Here is an 18,368-nt window from a genome sequence, read left to right as displayed (position 1 = left end):
AACCTTGCAGTATTTGTTGATGTTGATTAATGCCTTGTTGCATGTGCTATTCGCCGGGGCTGTGGCGCGTGACGCAGGGAATTTATATCAACTCGGACAACGCCCTGCTTTGGTGTCGGCAGCAACCTGGGCATTTGCAACCCTCCTTGGTGGTGTAATTACAGCGACTATCTATTGGTTTATTCACCACTCGACCCTCACAAGACCGACGATTCGCGAGGATGCTTATGAACGCAAATAATATTGCAACAATTAGTGTACAAGAATTAAAGCAACGAATGGATGAAAATCCCTCGTTGTGCCTTATTGATGTCAGGGAGTTGCATGAATGGCAGAGCATTCGTATTCCTGGCGCCATTCATATTCCTAAAGATAATCTTCCACAGCGTATTGAAACACTTGTTTCTGATCTCAACCAACCCATTTATCTTCATTGCAAAGGCGGTGTTCGCTCGCTTTACGCGGCAAGCTGTCTATTGGAGAAAGGATATACAGAAATTTATTCAGTGGATGGTGGAATCATTGAATGGGCAATGTTTGGTTATCCTGTAGAAGAAAAATAACACCCTGCGGGAGGCAGGGTGGTTTATAATTAAACAGTAGCCTGAATATTATCTTTCAAATCTTCTTCCTCATCTTCATCTTCAGCGGAAGTGGTATTATTCCATGTTAGATATCTGGCAGCTTTTGTAAACACGGAAGGGCCTTTATTGGCGAGTTCACGTTCATGAATCACTTTCTTTAAAGCCAGATCTGCGTCAACAAAAACTTGGGTGCGAGCAGCAGCCTCCATAGCAATACCTCGCTTGGCAAATGCAAGAATATCAAACCCTTTAACGGCAGAGAAAGGATTATTTTCCAACATGGCTCTGGTTGAATCACCGTGTTCAAAAATATTGGTAGAAAAAAACTTCATAGCAGCATTAATCATGCGGGCAGCACTATTAGGGTCTACATGGTTCGCTTTGATATTTTTCGCTATATCCTCATCCCTGATACCCATTACTTTGCCCAATGATTTACGGAATAAGCTTCCTGAACCTGAGTTTTCAGAAATCTCATTGATGGTAATCCAAATTAAACCGCTTAAAATTCGAGCTTTTTCAATCTCTTGCTGGTTATTTTCACGCTCATTAGACTTAGCTGGCATGTGATCGAGTTGCGCAATTGCGGCATTTAATACTTCTACTTGAATACGGCGGTGATCAGGCAATTTATCAATCGATTCAGCACTATGCTTGCCTCTTAAAGCTATAATTTCAACAGCAAGCTGTGATTTTAAATCATTATACGACGTCAATGTAAAACCCATTGTACTCTCCTTACTCCATGAATAGGTTATTATTGGTGCAATCATTCACCGTCAACCAGTGTAAACTAAATAAAACCTTTCGTCATGTGTTTTCTTTAAACGGTTTAACCAATTTACAAGCGACTGATTTGATTAAAAAAATTACTGCCTCGCGGCTTTTTCCGCAAGGCCAATTGTTTAGGGTAGTGCTGCTAAATCTCACCGACAAAGCCTTGTTATGAGGGACTAATAAGTCAACGGCATAGTTTGGAAAAGACATAAATTTGAACAAAAACCACCTATTTCTATTTACCCATTCATGAATCTGCTTTACGATGCCACTATTTTATTTTTTCTGAGATACGCAATGAAAAGAACGATCACTCTCTTTTTATTACTGATAAGTACACTGGTTACAGCAACGACTAAACCTAAATTAGTAGTCCAGCTTGTTGTGGATCAATTAAGAGGTGATTTAATCAGTCGTTATCAACACAAATTTGGCCCCGATGGATTTAACTATCTCTTAAAGCACAGCCTTGACTATCAGAATGCCCACCATCCGCATGCCAATACCGTCACTTGTGCAGGTCATGCAACGATTGCTACAGGTAGCTACCCCGCACTTCACGGCATCGTAAGCAATGAATGGTACGACAGAAAAACAAAGTCAGAGATGAATTGTGTCGAAGATTTGCAAAGCAGCATATTATCAACTGTGCGTTCACAAAAATCGTTAGCGGGTCGCTCCCCTCGTAATTTAATGGCCTCTACGTTAAGCGATGAAATTGTATTGGCACAAATTGGGCGGGCTTTTGCCGTATCATTAAAAGATCGCGCTGCCATCACCTTGACAGGCCATGCTGGAAAAGCCTTTTGGTTTGACAAAGAAAATGGTGGATTTATCACCAGTAAATATTACTATTCAACCTACCCTGTATGGGTTACTGATTGGAATAATCGCTATGAAGCCAAAGAGGTAACTTGGCAATTAAGTGCTCCTGTGGCCAATTATACTTATGCCAAAGCACCTGGGTTTAAAAATCGTTTTCAAGAGTTTGGAGCTACTTTCCCACACCATTCAGGTTCCCCTAAATCAGAAACATATTACAAATTTTTCTCAATGATGCCCTACGCCGATGAATTAACGGCTGATTTTGCCATTAATCTACTCGCTCACGAAAAACTAGGTAGTGCTAACGGAAAAGTGGATTACTTAGGTATCAGCTTTTCTGCCGTTGATGTGATTGGCCATCAATTTGGACCTAACAGCCTTGAGTCAGAGGATAATCTGTTAAGACTGGATAAAACATTGGCCAAATTATTGGCGGCCATCGACAAACAAGTTGGATTGGACAATACTCTAATAGTATTAACGGCTGACCATGGGGTTAGTGATTCTCCTGCTTATTTGGCAGCTCATCATATCAAAGAGAATCATTCTTTAAAAATTCCACAAATGCGAGAAATTATTGAACAAACGCTGGTAAAACATTTTCAACTGCCTGCTAAGGCATTACAAGCTATCTCCTTACCCTATATTTACCTAAATCATGAAATCATTAATGAACATCAATTGTCTATTCATCAGGTTAGTGCTTATCTGGCAGAAACCTTGCGTCAACAAGTGGGCATTTTTCAAGCTTACCCCATGCCATTGGCAAATACTGAACACGATTGGTTAAGTGCGAAAGTGGACAAAATGGCATTTCCTGATCGCTCAGGGGATATTTATCTCGTTCCCCCACCTTATCAAGCCTTGGCCGATAAAAGTGAGCAACGAGTAGCCCATGGGACTCCCTGGCAATATGATAGCTATGTCCCTTTATTGTTTGTCAATGCGCAATTTAAGACAAAACATATCACAAGACCTGTCCATACAACGGATATTGCCCCTACCTTGGCGGCTATTCTGTCAATTAAATCTCCCTCCGCCTCCGTAGGGCAACCCCTAACAGAGGTGATTGAAACATTCGAAAAGGATGCTTGAAATTCACTCGAAATGCCCCTATTTTTTACCTAATAGGGGCATTTATAAAATGGACTTCATTTATGAACAATGTAAAAACTTTTATCTTACTGGCGGCCCTAACAGCCTTATTGCTGGTTATTGGTAATTTATTAGGCGGGAGAGCAGGGCTAATACTGGCTCTAGGCTTTGCCGTTATCATGAATTTTAGTGCTTATTGGTTCTCTGATACTATTGTTTTAAAAATGTACAATGCGCAACCGTTAGATACAAATCATCCTGTTTATCGCATTGTCAGAGAATTGTCACAACGCGCGCAAATTCCCATGCCCAAAGTTTATGTCGTGGATAATCCGACACCAAATGCCTTTGCGACTGGCCGTAATCCTGAACATGCCAGTATAGCAGTTACCTCAGGGCTTTTAACCCGCTTAACAGAAGAGGAATTAACAGGGGTTTTAGCCCATGAAATCTCTCACGTGACCCATCGTGATACCTTGATTAGTGTCATTGCTGCCACGTTAGCAGGGGCAATCAGCGGGATTGCCAATATGTTTATGTGGACTTCCATGTTTAGTCATGGTGACGAAGAAAGACCCAATGGTTTCGTGGCATTGCTCATGATGATTCTAGCTCCTTTGGCAGCTGCACTTGTACAAATGGCCGTTTCTCGTTCACGAGAATATGAGGCGGATACAGCAGGGGCCAAATTGTGTGGACACCCTTTATGGTTAGCCAGTGCCTTGGGTAAATTGGAAATGGCCAATCAGCAAGGTCAATTTCATCAGGCTGAGACCCACCCTACAACCGCCCATCTATTTATCGTGAACCCCTTAAGCAGTGAACGCTTGTCCAGCTTATTTGCCACGCATCCCCCCATAGGTGAGCGCATTAAACGTTTACAGGAAATGGCTGGGGGTTACCGTTAGCTGTCCCAGTTACAAGGAGAATCTGCATGGAGAGCAAAAATTATGAAAGAGCATTTGCTTTTGTTAATTTAAAGCAACTGCCACCTAAACCCCGCCGTACCGGACTCATTGAAATTAGAGGGCCTTATTATGAAGCCTTTACTACTACTCAACTTAAAGATCTGTTAAACACTTGGGGTTATTATATTGACGGGTTTAAGTTTGCCGGAGGAACGCAAGCTTTATTGGATAAAAAAACTGTTAAATCATTCACTAACCTTGCCCATGAACATCAAGTCTATGTCAATACCGGCGGATTTATAGAACGCATCCTCATTCAAGATGTTTCCCTTATTGATGAATACCTTGAAGAAACCAAACAATTAGGATTTGATGTCGTTGAAATATCGAGTGGCATGTTTCAACACCCTAATGATTTCTCACTTGCCGATCAAATTAAACTGGTAAAAACAATTGAAAAAAAAGGATTAAAAGCGAAACCTGAAATCACTATTATGAGCGGTGTAGGCGGAGGGGTTAAGGAAATTGGTTATCAACAACAAGTTAAAGCAACTAAAACTAAAGCTCAACTGCTAGAAGAAGCAGAACGCTTTTTTGATGCAGGCGCTTTTATGCTAATGGTTGAATCAGAGGGTATTACTGAAGGCATAAAAGACGTTAATGACTGGCGTAGCGATATTATTTTTTCCTTGATAGAACGGTTCGGACACGAAAAATTAATGTTTGAAGTATCCCCGGAAGATGATGAAGCGCGCCAAACTTTTAAATGGTATTTGAAAAATGTGAGCCTTGAAATCAATCTAATGATGAATGCTAAAAATATAGTCGAGTTCAATGCCTGGCGACTGCACTTATGGGGTGACCGTGACATGTGGAACAATAAAAAAATCAATCTTACAGGCAACAGCTGAAGAATTAGACAGCGTATTTTCTTTCATGTTCAATGAGCCAGCGCTTACGAGCCAAACCTCCACCGTAACCGCCTAAATCCCCATTGCTGTTAATAATGCGATGACAAGGAACAATGATAGCCAATTGATTAGCACCATTCGCATTGGCTACTGCCCGATAAGCGGTAGGACGGTTTAAGGCTATCGCTTGTTCGCGATAACTTCGGGTTTCTCCATAAGGGATAAGACGCAATGCTTCCCAGATATTTTTTTGGAAAGAACTTCCTAACAAGGCTATAGGGGTTTTAAAAACTTGCAGACTGCCTTCAAAGTAAGCTTTTAATTCTTGGGCAATCCTGTTAATTGGTAATGTCGTCCCTGGAATAATCGCTGCTTTTAGCCGCTGCCTTAATCGCTCGACCTCTCGCTCTAAACCACGCCTATCTACAAACTCTAAAAGATGCAGTGCTTCTTCATCGGCTATAGCCAACATTGGTCCTAAAGGGGTATCTAACCAGGATGCTTTTAAAATTTGATATTCTTTCCTGGCAAAAGAAGGAGGCCCACCCATGATTTTTGTAAAGGCATCCCGAAAACCACTACCCGATTCAAATCCAGCCTCTAACTGTGCCTCAATGACGGAATCACCGTGACGAATTTGTTTTAATGCCAAACCTAAGCGTCTGGCGCGCGCATATTCCACAAAGGTCATGCCAAATCGTTTTTTAAATTGTCGGCGGGCTGTGGATGCGTCAATGGATAATTCATCAAAATCTTTATCTTTCCATCGTTTTGTTGGATTTAGCTCTACTGCCTCGACTAATAATTGCACTGTCGCTGATACTTGATGGGGATGCGAAAGAGGACGGCAGCGTTTACAAGGACGGTAGGAGGCCAACAATGCCTCCTGGGCTGTTTGATAAAATTCACAGTGCTTAAATTTTGGCTTTCTCGCGGGACAGCTTGGTCGACAAAAAATCCCTGTCGTTTTAACCGCGACATAAAAAACGCCATCATACTCGGTATTTTTATCCAGTAAAGCCTGATAATAATTCTTTTTAGTAGTGTCAGTGAGCATAATCATTGCCTTTACAAACGTTATAATGCAACTATATCAAACTTTAACGAAGGGCATGACCGAAATTCGAGCACTGTATTTTTATGTTCAACAGAAGCTTATCCCACCTAATTTTTTCTTAATCTTAGTTCTATATAATTTATCATCAAATTGACCACCTAAAGAACAAAATATCAATTTTGAGGATCTATGAAATTATTTGCAAAGCTACTCGAGGCTACCTTACTTCCAGAGAGAAAAGACGGATTTCTTTTTTCATTTCCACAATCATTCTTATTTTACGATGTAAAAATAGATCACCCGCACCAATTTTTGATTAACGGAGAACCAGTCAGGAAATTAAGGTTACTTTATCAACCCAAAAATCAGCACAATCCCACTCTTCCCTCTCATGCAGCATGCTATATACATTATGAAAATGGCAAAAAAGAAGTGAGGTCAATCGACCCTGATAACGTGCAAGAAGTATTGAAATCTTTCCGAAAATATTCGGGTAATTCAATTCAAACCTTCTCTAGGATGAATGAAAATCAGCTGAATTGGCAAGAGAATTCAATGAGTTATATTTATAAACAACAAACGAAAGACCCAGAGGTATTTTATACTGAGTTACATGAAAAAATTATAACAGGTATGGAAATGATAGCCGCCCGGGAAAGTTTACAAGGGTTGAATATTATCGATGGTGGCTGTGGTGATGGGAAACTTTTAAAAAAAATAGAAGGAAGATTCTCTGGAAATAGAACGTTTAACATGAAATTGCTGGGATTTGATTTTAACCAGGAAAATATTGCTGCATGCCGTCAGAATTATGCAGGCCAGTGCAATTTTATAGAAGGGGATTTGTTACGAATTGGGAGGCTCATCCAGGATTCTAAAGCGAAAGGATGGATTAATCCTGACTGGCCTATCCTACTAACGTTATCCGGTTCATTAACCCGCCTGGTTTTAAAGAATGGTTTTGATGCCAGTAATGTATTAATGCAAACGTCTGCAAATGAAGTCAACTATTTAATCGGCGGCGGCGTAGGAGAACCCTTGATTACCCCCTGGATGCTAAAACAGGTTGGATACAAGAGCAATCCAATACCTGTAGGCGAGAGCCATCATTTTTTCTCTTATCAACAACAGCCTAAATTAGACTTTGTTGCAGCAAAACTCGCCAGATTACAAAAAATCAATCTCTTAGACTTAGCGGTTTGCCCGAATCCCGTAGAAGTATTATTGGCGATGCAACCTTATTTACACCATGATTCAGCGATAGATTTATCATTCTTGCCTTTAACGAAAGAGCTCCTAGGGGCTTTAACCAAGGTTCTCAAATTACACCCTACAGTAAAGTTGATTTTTTGGCATCCTCAAAAGGAGACAGTTAAACAATTTTTGGAACACTTTTTTCTAAAAGCAGAAGTATCTGTAAAAATTCTCTTACAAGACGCAACATTGCTTTCTTCACATCGATTTTACACGCGCTTAAGAACGACTGATCCCACAGATTTTATTGATTATAAAATTATTCATCAATTTATTCTGGCTTATTTTAGCAATGCCCTTGCTATTGAAAGGGTAAACTACGAAAAATATGAAATGGCCTACATGCATAAAATCATTAAAAGTATCACTGAGCCAAACACCCTTGTGCTGAAAGAAACGGATGATGATAGACCACGAGCACTTGTTATTACCAAAAGTGAAGAAGATGAGGAACTCATTAAAAAATATTTTTTTAATTTTATTGCCTCTTGTGAAAAAGAAATCATGGCAAATAATTTAAGTATGCTACCGCTTCTTATATTTTGGTATCAAAAAGGATTTAACTTAGGCTCCCCTTTTGGTGACTATGATGTCCAAGAGGTTAATCGTTTTACACCCGAAATTAATCTTTATGCATATTTAGCGAAGCACCATACTGAAAAATTTGACAGTAAAGCAATGAAAATGTTGGCAAAATGGACCATCATGACTAAAACAAAACCCGATTCTGAAGCACGGAAAGCAGGTATGGCCGAATTGGAATTGCTATGGCCTACTGAGAGTAACACATCCTCTTTAGGGTATACAGGCTAACTATAGGGGACTCTATAACCATTTTTATATCTAAAAAATAAGTAGGAGAAAACGCCTGACCAGATGATGAGTCCAATGCCTAAAATAGCGTCCAGTAAAAATTTACTTTATTGGAGCGCAAGCAGATAAATCTCTAGAGCCTCTTTAATTATTTTAAATTTTTTCGTTTAAGTTCATGAGAAATGAATTTTTTCCTATTTAAATAAACGGTTATTATGTCCTCCTCCTGAGCTATTTTTCTTATCGGCAACTTCTGAAAAATCTGTACCCAAAATACATAAATTGTTAAATTTTTTGCAAAAATAGCTTACCAAGAATTCCATATCGGTTATAAAATAAGTAACGAAATCATCAGACCTATTACTTGCTTTAGATCTCTATTCTTAGGATAATTCGCCCATTCGTTGTTATAATGGGATAGAGGTATGGGGCAACTTTGGCAATTTATTATAAATCATTGGGCACTTTGGCTTGCATTAATAATTATTTTACTTTTAGTCTTTATTAATGAAGCACAAGCACAAAAAAAACGGGCCAAAGAGTTGTCTCCCCAGGCTGCGGTTGATTTTATTAATCATAAAGAGGCGGTTATTATTGATTTACGTGATGTAGAGACCTTCCGCAAAGGTCATATTGTTGATGCAATCCGTGCGAGTCAAGACGATTTTGATGAGCAACGTATGGATAAATATAAAGAAAGACCAATAATTCTTGTTTGTGCACGCGGTTTGCAATCAACTCAACTGGCAACAAAATTACGCGAGAAAGGCTTTTCAGAGCCGCTAGTTTTATCAGGCGGTATTGCCGCATGGCAAGCGGCTGAGCTTCCCCTAGTTAAAGGGAAATAATAAAGGAAGGATACTATGGCTGATGTAATTATGTACAGTACTGCCTACTGCCCATACTGTGCACGGGCTCGAGATCTATTGGATAAAAAGGGAGTTACTTATACTGACATCCGTATTGATGATGAACCCGACAAACGCGATGAAATGATCACCAAAAGCGGTCGACGCACAGTGCCACAAATATTTATTAATGGCCAGCATATTGGTGGCTGTGATGATATGTATGAACTGGAAAGACAAGGGCATTTAGATAAACTTTTACGAGGATAAAAAAACAATGACCGATCAAACAAGCAATACACAACAACAAGAAGCCCAATTCATGATTCAACGTGTGTATATGAAAGATTCTTCTTTCGAAGCACCTAACACACCTGCGATTTTCCAACACAAATGGGAACCAGAATTATCCTTGGATCTCAATACACAAAATACACAGCTTGAGCAAGATGTGTATGAAGTAGTGCTTACTGTTACTGCTACCGTAAAAAATCAAAACACCACTGCCTTTTTAGTTGAAGTAAAACAAGCAGGTATCTTTACTATTCAGGGACCTTCTAAAGATCAATTAGAGCATCTGCTCAATAGCTTTTGTCCCAATATTCTTTTTCCTTATGCTCGTGAAGCCATTACATCACAAGTTATTCGCGGCAGCTTCCCTCAGTTAGTATTAGCACCCATTAACTTTGATGCCTTATACATGCAACAAATGGAAGAGAAGCAAAAGGCTGCTAAAGAACAGGCTGAAACGACACATTAATATGAAAAAAGAAGCGATTGCCATACTTGGGGCCGGCTCTTGGGGAACTGCTGTAGCAATTCATCTGGCCAATTGTGGTAATCCTGTTATGTTGTGGGGTCATACCCCACAACATATACAAGAACTAACTGAAGAACGTTGCAATCGACGGTATTTGCCTGGTATTTCTTTTCCTGAATCACTTGTTCCTGTGGCCGAATTACAACAATGCCTTGAGCAGGCAACGGAAGTGATGATAGCTGTTCCTTCCCATGCCTTTGCCAGTTTACTGACTAAAATTCCCAGACCTTCTCATGGCCTGTCCTGGCTAACTAAAGGCATAGATCCCATTACCAATAAATTATTAAGTCAATTAGTTGCTGAACGTTGGGGGGATGACTTCCCCATCAATATAGTCTCGGGCCCTTCTTTTGCACGAGAAGTGGCTAACCGTTTGCCTACGGCATTGACATTAGCTGGCAACAACAAGAATTATCAGAAATCAATTCGTGCCCTGTTGCACCATGACAATATCAGGGTTTATCTCAGTGGCGATGCAATTGGGGTTCAGTTGTGCGGTGCAGTAAAAAATGTTCTAGCCATTGCTTGCGGTATTAGCGATGGTTTAGGTTACGGAGCGAATGCGAAAGCAGCGTTGATTACACGAGGACTTGCTGAAATGACTCGGCTCGGAATTAAAATGGGGGCTAAAGAGGAAACATTTATGGGGTTGGCTGGCGTAGGCGATCTTGTTTTAACGTGTACCGATGATCAATCGCGTAACCGTCGGTTTGGCCTTTTTTTAGGACGCGGTACGAGCGCTTTAGAGGCCACCAAACAAATAGGGCAAGTTGTAGAAGGGAAGCACAATGCAGCTCAAGTTTGTTCCCTTGCCGCAAAATTCCAGGTTGAAATGCCAATTTGTACTCAGGTCAACGCCGTTTTAAAGGAAACGGTTACTCCACAACAAGCAACCCATAATTTAATGAGTCGCTCTCCTCGTGAAGAGTAAATCAGAACATTGTTTTTTAAAGTCCAATTGTGAATCTTGGTTATGCGACACCTGATTACGTGCAGTCTTCTATTTATTGTTGTCCCCGCATTTACTACACCGACAATTTTTAAAACGCAACAACTTTATACCATTTCAGGGAATAATGGAGAAGAACTCCGACAACAAATGGATGCATTAGGACCTAACATAAATAATGAGCATTTTGATGCGCAGACGATCTGGCATATTGGATGGCATTATACCTGGCATTTTGATGACATTTCGCAAAACCCTTGCTACATTACCAATAGTAGTGTCAATGTCACCATTACCCTTTATTTCCCTCACTGGATTAACCAAACCTCGGCCCCAATAGACTTAAAAACCAAGTGGATTCGTTATATAACCGCATTGGAGAATCATGAAAAACAACATGAAAGCAATGGCATAAGGGCAGCAAAAGCTATTGAAGATGCATTGTTAAAAATACCAAAAATGCCCAACTGTGACGCATTAAAAGAAAAAATTGATGAAACAGTAAAGGCTACTCTCAACCAATACCATCTTTGGGATCAACACTATGATATTGAGACTAACCATGGTAAAAAGCAAGGTGCGACTTTTCCATAAACTAGCAGCAGAACGGTTAATTTCTCATGCCTTCGGTGAAAAACATGTTGAAGTTATCAATGAAGCTGCAGCCAATCACTATAATTACTCTCCGCATCCCCAAGGAGCACCACAGCCAAGATCAAATTGCTGTAAGTTTAATCGTTGTTGAGCTTTTTCCTCTTGATTAAAAGCACACAATTGTCTTATAGGGTGTTGGAACATTGATTGCTGGACAGTTTGTTCTAGCTTATCCAAACGGTCAATAGCAGAGGATTCCAGATGACTAATCTGTTTTACGTCCACATGAATGCACGGACTGCATTCCAAACTCGGATGCGACAAAGGTTCAAAACCTGCACGCTTTAATAATTGTATAAAATCCGTATCAGTAGTTTGCCACAGGGGATACCACAAGGTTCGCCCCTGATATAACTCATTTTGGTGATCAAACTCCTGTAAATCAGCATACCGTCGCGAATCACTCTGTCGCTTTCCAGAAACTATTACAGCTTCGCAAAAGGGATCATGCTCATCCAGATAATTAAGTAAGGTTAATCCTTTTAAGAAACTGGCACACCATTGAAATTTTGGGCTAGGGAATTGCTTGCGGGCAGTCACCATCTCCGTAAACGTGGCTTGAGCATTTAACTGATGTACTTTCACACCTTGCGTTTTTGCATAGGCCGAGCAAGCGGTGACTCGTTTTGGCCAGCAAGCAGCCGCCCAGCCGGTATTGATATACAAAAAATGCACTTCGGTTAAGCCCTTTTCAATAAGAGCCTGCATTACCGCTAAAGAATGATTACCAAAATTACCAGGGATTACATACATAGAATAATAGAATGGTGCCCAGGGCCGGAGTCGAACCGGCACGGACTTTTGGTCCGAGGGATTTTAAGTCCCTTGCGTCTACCTGTTTCGCCACCTGGGCATCTAGTCTTGGAGGCTGAGGCCGGAATCGAACCGGCGTACACGGCTTTGCAGGCCGCTGCATAACCACTCTGCCACACAGCCAAAACTAATTTATTAAAAAAAAAAGCGACTACCGCGTCGCTTTAATTTGGAGCGGGAAACGAGACTCGAACTCGCGACCCCAACCTTGGCAAGGTTGTGCTCTACCAACTGAGCTATTCCCGCCTGTCTACGGGTTGCAATTCTACCTTAAATTAAAACGCTGTCAACCAATTAAATTACTTTTTTTTATAACTGTTTAATTGATTTCTAAACACGATGCAAAACGTTTAGATTTCATTCAACATTAATGCTTTATTTTCAGAAAATTCTGTATTAGCTCATATAAACTTTAGGATCTATGGCCTGAATTGAATGAAAATAATTTACTGGTTTTTAGAATTACAACCAAACAGGAAGGTGATCTAAACCAAATACTTTGATGCCAAGACATTAAAACAAGACAACAGTGATCAAAAATAGACCATTTTGCGAGAAATTTCTAGGGCGCAGCAGGTTGTTTATTGATTAACTGCGGCCATGCAATTGATAAATAAATTACCATAGACCAAATCGTTAAAATTGCCGCTACATAAAGCAGGATAAACCCTAACACCCCCCACCCTGATTGGGCAGGTGTAAAAGCAACCAATAAAAAAAGAGCAAACATTTGCAGGGTGGTTTTTATTTTGCCAATATAGCTAACCGTCACACTGGCTCGGCTACCTATCTCAGCCATCCATTCTCGCAGGGCTGAAATGACAATTTCCCGTCCGACAATAACCATGGCAGGAATGGTAATATAGTTCATTTCTTTCGCCCCTACGAGCAGCAATAAACTACAGGCAACCAATAATTTGTCGGCAACTGGATCAAGAAATGCCCCAAAAGGAGACATTTGCTTGAGCTTACGTGCCAAATAACCATCGAGCCAATCCGTAAAACTTGCTAAAGCAAAAATTGTCGCCGCTAAACCATGGGCCCAATTGAAAGGTAAATAAAATGCAATAATAAACACGGGTATAAGCACTATACGCATTAACGTCAGTAAGTTTGGTAAACTAGTTAAGGTACTCACTTGAATGCTCCCTTTTTAGGCAAGTGTAAAAAATCCGCCAACTGCTGATAATCATTGAAAACTGCTTTTGCTCCAGCAGCCAGTAAAGCCTCTTTCTGTTGGTGATAAAAATCAACACCAACTGCATCCACACCAAGATTTCCAGCCATTTCCATGTCCGTAATTGAGTCTCCTACCATAACAGCTTCCTTTGGTGTAACCCCGAAAGCCTCTAAAATCTCTTCAAGCATTTGAGGAGAAGGTTTCGCTGCAGTTTGACCTGCTGAGCGTGTTATTTTGAAAAATACATCCAACCCAGATACGCTTAAAACCCGCTGCAAAGATTGTTGACCTTTGTTAGTAGCGATTGCTATATCAATCCCGGCGTCATGTAGCCGATTCACAAACTCCTTTGCACCAGGCATTAAATAAACCTCTGTCGTGCGTGAAATTAAAGATTGCTGTACAGCATTCAATAATTGCTCATGTTCGTCTTCGTTTAAATGAGGGAAAATTTTTCTTAGCGCCTTAACCAGACCTAATTCTACCGATTGACGAGCTAACTGCTCATCAATTTCACCAAAATTTAAACGCCTGGCTTCCGTTGCCACACTATTGAAAATTTGTCCCAGTGTGTCTCCTAAGGTTCCTTCCCAATCAAACACCACCAGGCGATATGATTTACTCATGAATTAACAAGTTCCTCGTACGTAATTTTTTTAGTGTCTCAATAAATCGTTCGTCCAAGTCAGCTTCAAACCGATAATTTTTTTCGTTCAGGTTAAATTGAATTGCTCTTGCATGCAAATAAAGTCGTAACTTTATTGTTTCCAAACCTGCTATGGGTTCTGATTTGCCATATTTCTCGTCACCAACTATCGCATGTCCAAGATAAGCACTATGAACTCTTATTTGATGGGTGCGTCCTGTTTTTGGTGACGCTTCTACAAGGCAAGCCTGTTGGTAATTTTCAAGTAAGTTAAAAACAGTTTGAGAGGGTTTGCCTTCTGGGTGTACAGAAACAATTCGCTCACCCGACTTTAAACTATTTTTTACGAGTGGTACGTCCACCAGAACCGTTTTTTTATCTTGCCATGAATCCTTTAACAAAGCCCAGTAGGTTTTTTGTACCTGTCGTTCTTCGAGTAAAGCCTGGATAGCACGTAACATGCTTCGTTTTTTAGCAAGTACCAAACAACCTGAAGTTTCTTTGTCCAAACGATGCACCAGTTCCAAATAAGAAAGATCAGTTCGTGTCTTGCGCAGAGCTTCAATCACCCCAAGGCTAAGACCACTTCCCCCATGTACTGCAATGCCGGCTGGTTTATTAAGCACCAAAAGCGTATTGTCTTCAAATAGAATACTCTCCTGTAACTGTTGTTCAAGCCTTGTACCAACGAAAATTTCTTTAGTATGGGTGATACGTACCGGAGGTATTCGCACTATATCACCTTGTACCAAACGCAAAGAGACCTGTGCCCTTTTTTTATTAACCCTGACTTCGCCAGCACGGATAATCCGGTAAATATGGCTTTTAGGAACACCTTTGAGGACTCTTATCAAATAGTTGTCCAAACGCTGCCCCTCTTCTTCACTACTAATTTCAGTGTAACGTACATCACTCATTTATGCATAAACCTATTTGCTGTAGCTGTTTTTTTTGATAGTATTAAAAATCGCGTGAATTATTCGCGCGACCGAATTATAACGTATAAACAGAAAGTTTATCAGCCGCTGTGTAAAAGTCGGCTATATGAGGACCCGTTAACAATTCGCAAAATGAGCCCAACTAGATTGTGCAATTTAAGCAAACTTCTTGCTGGAGTTGCCAGGCACAATAAAATAGTTAAAGGCTCTATTTGTAGTATAATTGAAGATAGGTCCTAAAAAATGAAACGCGCTCCTTAAGTTTAAGATAAAAGGAAGCACCCAATACCAGAGCAAAATTGAATAAAGAACTCATCAGATACCCACGCATGTCAGACATGCCTTACATCAGTTTCAGTTCGTTTCGCGAATGTCGGGCAAGGATGGTTTCTTATTATGAATAAAACCATCAATATCGCCTATTCCTCACGAATGTCCTTACAGATGTATCCTTCCAGCATGCGTCGCAATATTTGCAGGCAACATGCGTGTGGTCTGTCCTTACGGTCTTGGGAAATGCTTAAAAAGAATATTTTTTGTACAGTTAAGAAACGTTTGCTTACCCAATTATTTGTTAATTTCTTGAAAAAGTAGAACACAAATAGAAAAGCTTAATGAAAGTTCGAGCATACACGTTGCTTTAACAACAAGAAATAATTTCCTTACACTGTCTAGCTTAGGTGGCGCCCTTTATGGGGTAAATTAATGGAAAAAATGTTAATAAATGCAACTCAAGCTGAAGAAATTAGAGTTGCACTGGTTAAAGATAACCATCTTTATGATTTAGACATTGAGTGTCCTTCAGAAGTCAAGAAAAAGGGAAATATTTATAAAGCCGTAGTAACAAGGCGAGAACCTAGCCTTGATGCCATATTTGTTGAATACGGTGCCAAACGTCAGGGATTCCTGCCCCTTAAAGAAATCGCTCCTGAGTATTTAAGCAGGCACCCAGATGAGTTTGGCGATGATAAGCCTCCCATCACTTCACTAATTCGTGAAGGACAAGAATTACTTATTCAGGTCGATAAAGAAGAACGTGGCAATAAAGGTGCCGCTCTAACTACTTACATTACTTTAGCAGGCTGTTATTTAGTCCTTATGCCTAATAATCCCAACTCTGGCGGTATTTCTCGTCGTATAGAGGGTGATGATCGGGATGAATTAAAAGAGACGCTTAATGCACTGACATTGCCGGATGAAATGGGGCTAATTATTCGTACTGCAGGCGTAGGCAAAAGCCAGGATGAGCTTCAGTCTGATTTGGACATGCTTTGCAATCAATGGCAAGCGATTAAACAAGCCTATAATACTCAACTTGCCCCCTGTCTTATCCATCAGGAAGGCGATGTCATTATTCGCTCTATTCGCGATAACCTACGTAAATCAATCGGTGAGATTATTATTGATGATCAGGTTTCTTATGTAAAAGCCAAGCAATATATAGAGCAAGTTAAACCTGATTTTTTACCGAATCTCAAACTGTATAACAGCACGGTTCCCCTGTTTAATTTTCATCAAATCGAAAGCCAGATTGAAATGGCCTATCAACGAGAAGTTCTCCTGCCTTCTGGCGGAGCACTCGTTATCGATAGAACAGAAGCATTAGTGTCCATCGATATTAACTCAGCGAAAGCCACCAGTGGTTCCGATATAGAAACGACTGCACTCAATACAAATTTGGAAGCCGCTGATGAAATTGCACGTCAATTGCGACTGCGTGATTTAGGTGGTCTGGTCGTTATTGATTTTATTGACATGAGTTCAAGCAAAAATCAAAGAGATGTGGAAAATCGCTTGAAAGAAGCGTTAAAAGCTGACCGTGCTCGCATTCAAGTAGGCCGCATCTCTCGCTTTGGTCTGCTTGAAATGTCTCGCCAGCGTCTTCGTCTGTCATTAGGGGAAAATGCCCAGGAAGTATGCCCACGTTGTGAAGGCAGAGGTACAGTAAGAAATATTCAATCACATGGTTTATCTATTATTCGCCTCATTGAGGAAGAAGCACTTAAGGAAAAAACCGCTGAAGTTCAGGTACAATTACCTCCTGAAATGGCAACGTTTATTATCAATGAAAAACGTGAATTTATCTTAAACATAGAAAAGCGCCATAGTGTCCAGGTGTTAATTATCGCCAATCCTTATTTGCAATCCCCCCATTATGAAATTACACGCTTAAAAGAAGATAATGTTGGCAAAAATAAAAAACCGAGCTACTCCTTAATACATCAGCCTGAACTGGCTATTGTCCGTGCTGAAGACGGGACAAAACTCGATGAACCAGCGGTAAAAGCGCTCTCCTTGCCCTCACCTGCAAAAGCGCACCACAATGGTTTTATCAAGCGTTTATGGAATAGTCTATTTGGCGCTGGAGAAACAACGGTTTCAACAACGCGTCAGGACAAAGTGACTCGCCCTTATCCTCAAAAGCAAGCTCAAGCTGAACGACGTCAGCAGCAAGGCCAAGGGGGCAGACGACGACGTCCTAGCGGTAATCAAGGTGGTAATCAAGGACGTAATCCCAATCAGCAACGCAAAAAAGGCCAGAGTGGCCAACAAACCGGTGGACGCGTTGTACAAATGAAGTCTGAACAAACAAAAAAAAAAGCGCCTTCCAATAGGGATAACCAATAATACTGGTGCGGTTAACGAATAACCGCGTGATTTTTTGGGTTGGATCGTTTTGATCCAACCTTAGGGGTAAGACCAGTCTCCCCGCATAATTGCCACAAAAATGATATAAGTCGAACCAATTAATAAGAGATGATACAAGTCATTATCGTAACGGTATTGAACAGGTAATTCATATCCCAAAATTAAATTAGTCCCTTCTCTTAACCCAATCCAAATGATATTTGAAGCTATAACAGCGATGAAACCCAGGCGCACTAGACCTTTTGAATAGGCTGCCGCCAACGAATAAATAAAAATGACAGAAAGGGCTATATATAAAAAATCATGCTTATTTAAGTAAAAAAATGTAAAAATCAGTGAAATCAATAGGACGGAAATACGTATAGGATCAGAAATTCTAATAGCATGGATAAGGCAATAGTTTAAAAACACCACACCCAAACTTATAGCAATCCAAATTTTTACTGTATAACTTTGATCAAAAGCATAATGAACCCATACTCCAAGTAGCTTGAGAACAAAAATAGTTAGAAAGAAAATCACAATATAGAGAGTAAATTTGCTATTACCCTTTAACCACTGGATTGCTGCAATTAAAAAATAGAAGAACAAAAAAAGAGCATGAAGCGCATTGGTCCATGCATTGGTTATTATTGCCGTCATGGCTT

Annotated in this window: 19 protein-coding genes and 3 tRNA genes; 12 read left to right on the top strand and 10 right to left on the bottom strand. The window is 40.3% G+C overall.

Annotation, left to right across the window (positions count from 1 at the left end):
- Positions 1–19: 19 nt before the first annotated feature.
- Complete coding sequence (locus tag Ljam_RS14120; protein ID WP_238583754.1) at positions 20–241, top strand: hypothetical protein; 222 nt, start codon at positions 20–22, stop codon at positions 239–241.
- Entirely contained in the window at positions 228–563 is a 336-nt protein-coding gene (locus Ljam_RS14115) for a rhodanese-like domain-containing protein (protein ID WP_058450622.1), read from the top strand. Before Ljam_RS14120 ends, Ljam_RS14115 begins: the two co-directional genes overlap by 14 nt.
- Before the next feature lie 29 nt (positions 564–592).
- Here the strand turns inward: Ljam_RS14115 and Ljam_RS14110 are convergent, their stop codons facing one another.
- Positions 593–1,312, bottom strand: coding sequence for a hypothetical protein (locus Ljam_RS14110; RefSeq protein ID WP_058450621.1), 720 nt, complete (start codon positions 1,310–1,312; stop codon positions 593–595).
- Positions 1,313–1,658: 346 nt separating this feature from the next.
- Here Ljam_RS14110 and Ljam_RS14100 point away from each other — a divergent pair, with 346 nt between their 5' ends.
- The 3 genes from Ljam_RS14100 to Ljam_RS14090 all read left to right on the top strand — a co-directional run bounded on the left by Ljam_RS14100 (position 1,659) and on the right by Ljam_RS14090 (position 5,100).
- Positions 1,659–3,281: an alkaline phosphatase family protein gene (locus tag Ljam_RS14100; protein ID WP_058450619.1), complete on the top strand. Its 1,623-nt coding sequence runs from the start codon at positions 1,659–1,661 to the stop codon at positions 3,279–3,281.
- Between the two features lie 62 nt (positions 3,282–3,343).
- Positions 3,344–4,189: a zinc metalloprotease HtpX gene (gene htpX / locus Ljam_RS14095; protein ID WP_058450618.1), complete on the top strand. Its 846-nt coding sequence runs from the start codon at positions 3,344–3,346 to the stop codon at positions 4,187–4,189.
- A 26-nt stretch (positions 4,190–4,215) separates the two neighbouring features.
- Positions 4,216–5,100 carry a phosphosulfolactate synthase gene (locus Ljam_RS14090; RefSeq protein ID WP_058450617.1) on the top strand — a complete coding sequence of 295 codons (885 nt, stop codon included), beginning with the start codon at positions 4,216–4,218 and terminating at the stop codon, positions 5,098–5,100.
- A gap of 4 nt (positions 5,101–5,104) precedes the next feature.
- Here the strand turns inward: Ljam_RS14090 and Ljam_RS14085 are convergent, their stop codons facing one another.
- Entirely contained in the window at positions 5,105–6,157 is a 1,053-nt protein-coding gene (locus tag Ljam_RS14085) for a bifunctional transcriptional activator/DNA repair enzyme AdaA (protein WP_058450616.1), read from the bottom strand.
- A gap of 189 nt (positions 6,158–6,346) precedes the next feature.
- On the opposite strand from Ljam_RS14085, the gene Ljam_RS14080 reads away from it, so the two are divergent.
- The 6 genes from Ljam_RS14080 to Ljam_RS14055 all read left to right on the top strand — a co-directional run bounded on the left by Ljam_RS14080 (position 6,347) and on the right by Ljam_RS14055 (position 11,435).
- Positions 6,347–8,224, top strand: a complete 1,878-nt coding sequence (locus Ljam_RS14080; protein WP_058450615.1) for a class I SAM-dependent methyltransferase — start codon at positions 6,347–6,349, stop codon at positions 8,222–8,224.
- Between the two features lie 425 nt (positions 8,225–8,649).
- Positions 8,650–9,072 carry a rhodanese-like domain-containing protein gene (locus Ljam_RS14075; RefSeq protein WP_058450614.1) on the top strand — a complete coding sequence of 141 codons (423 nt, stop codon included), beginning with the start codon at positions 8,650–8,652 and terminating at the stop codon, positions 9,070–9,072.
- 15 nt (positions 9,073–9,087) lie between these two features.
- On the top strand, positions 9,088–9,342 hold the full coding sequence (gene grxC, locus Ljam_RS14070; RefSeq protein ID WP_058450613.1) for a glutaredoxin 3: 255 nt from the start codon (positions 9,088–9,090) through the stop codon (positions 9,340–9,342).
- 7 nt (positions 9,343–9,349) lie between these two features.
- Complete coding sequence (gene secB, locus Ljam_RS14065; protein ID WP_058450612.1) at positions 9,350–9,832, top strand: protein-export chaperone SecB; 483 nt, start codon at positions 9,350–9,352, stop codon at positions 9,830–9,832.
- A gap of 1 nt (position 9,833) precedes the next feature.
- A complete protein-coding gene (locus tag Ljam_RS14060; protein ID WP_058450611.1) occupies positions 9,834–10,823 on the top strand; it encodes an NAD(P)H-dependent glycerol-3-phosphate dehydrogenase in 990 nt (329 codons plus the stop codon).
- A 42-nt stretch (positions 10,824–10,865) separates the two neighbouring features.
- A complete protein-coding gene (locus tag Ljam_RS14055; protein ID WP_058450610.1) occupies positions 10,866–11,435 on the top strand; it encodes a DUF922 domain-containing protein in 570 nt (189 codons plus the stop codon).
- An 84-nt stretch (positions 11,436–11,519) separates the two neighbouring features.
- Here the strand turns inward: Ljam_RS14055 and Ljam_RS14050 are convergent, their stop codons facing one another.
- The 7 genes from Ljam_RS14050 to Ljam_RS14020 all read right to left on the bottom strand — a co-directional run bounded on the left by Ljam_RS14050 (position 11,520) and on the right by Ljam_RS14020 (position 15,051).
- Entirely contained in the window at positions 11,520–12,248 is a 729-nt protein-coding gene (locus Ljam_RS14050; RefSeq protein ID WP_058450609.1) for a phosphoadenosine phosphosulfate reductase domain-containing protein, read from the bottom strand.
- Positions 12,249–12,260: 12 nt separating this feature from the next.
- Positions 12,261–12,348 (bottom strand) — tRNA-Leu (locus Ljam_RS14045).
- Between the two features lie 9 nt (positions 12,349–12,357).
- Positions 12,358–12,431 (bottom strand) — tRNA-Cys (locus Ljam_RS14040).
- A 47-nt stretch (positions 12,432–12,478) separates the two neighbouring features.
- A tRNA-Gly gene (locus Ljam_RS14035) sits at positions 12,479–12,554 on the bottom strand.
- 316 nt (positions 12,555–12,870) lie between these two features.
- Positions 12,871–13,446: a CDP-diacylglycerol--glycerol-3-phosphate 3-phosphatidyltransferase gene (pgsA, locus tag Ljam_RS14030; RefSeq protein WP_058450608.1), complete on the bottom strand. Its 576-nt coding sequence runs from the start codon at positions 13,444–13,446 to the stop codon at positions 12,871–12,873.
- A complete protein-coding gene (locus tag Ljam_RS14025) occupies positions 13,443–14,114 on the bottom strand; it encodes an HAD family hydrolase (RefSeq protein WP_058450607.1) in 672 nt (223 codons plus the stop codon). Before Ljam_RS14025 ends, pgsA begins: the two co-directional genes overlap by 4 nt.
- Complete coding sequence (locus tag Ljam_RS14020) at positions 14,107–15,051, bottom strand: RluA family pseudouridine synthase (protein WP_058450606.1); 945 nt, start codon at positions 15,049–15,051, stop codon at positions 14,107–14,109. Before Ljam_RS14020 ends, Ljam_RS14025 begins: the two co-directional genes overlap by 8 nt.
- Before the next feature lie 726 nt (positions 15,052–15,777).
- On the opposite strand from Ljam_RS14020, the gene Ljam_RS14015 reads away from it, so the two are divergent.
- Positions 15,778–17,700 (top strand): Rne/Rng family ribonuclease, encoded by a 1,923-nt coding sequence (locus tag Ljam_RS14015; RefSeq protein WP_058450605.1) that lies wholly within the window; start codon positions 15,778–15,780, stop codon positions 17,698–17,700.
- 60 nt (positions 17,701–17,760) lie between these two features.
- Here the strand turns inward: Ljam_RS14015 and Ljam_RS14010 are convergent, their stop codons facing one another.
- Positions 17,761–18,363, bottom strand: coding sequence for a hypothetical protein (locus Ljam_RS14010; protein WP_058450604.1), 603 nt, complete (start codon positions 18,361–18,363; stop codon positions 17,761–17,763).
- Positions 18,364–18,368 lie beyond the last annotated feature (5 nt).

Origin of the sequence: Legionella jamestowniensis (genome assembly GCF_001467745.1) — a bacterium.
GTDB classification, from domain to species: Bacteria; Pseudomonadota; Gammaproteobacteria; order Legionellales; family Legionellaceae; genus Tatlockia; species Tatlockia jamestowniensis.
This window is presented reverse-complemented; position numbering and strand designations above follow the sequence as displayed.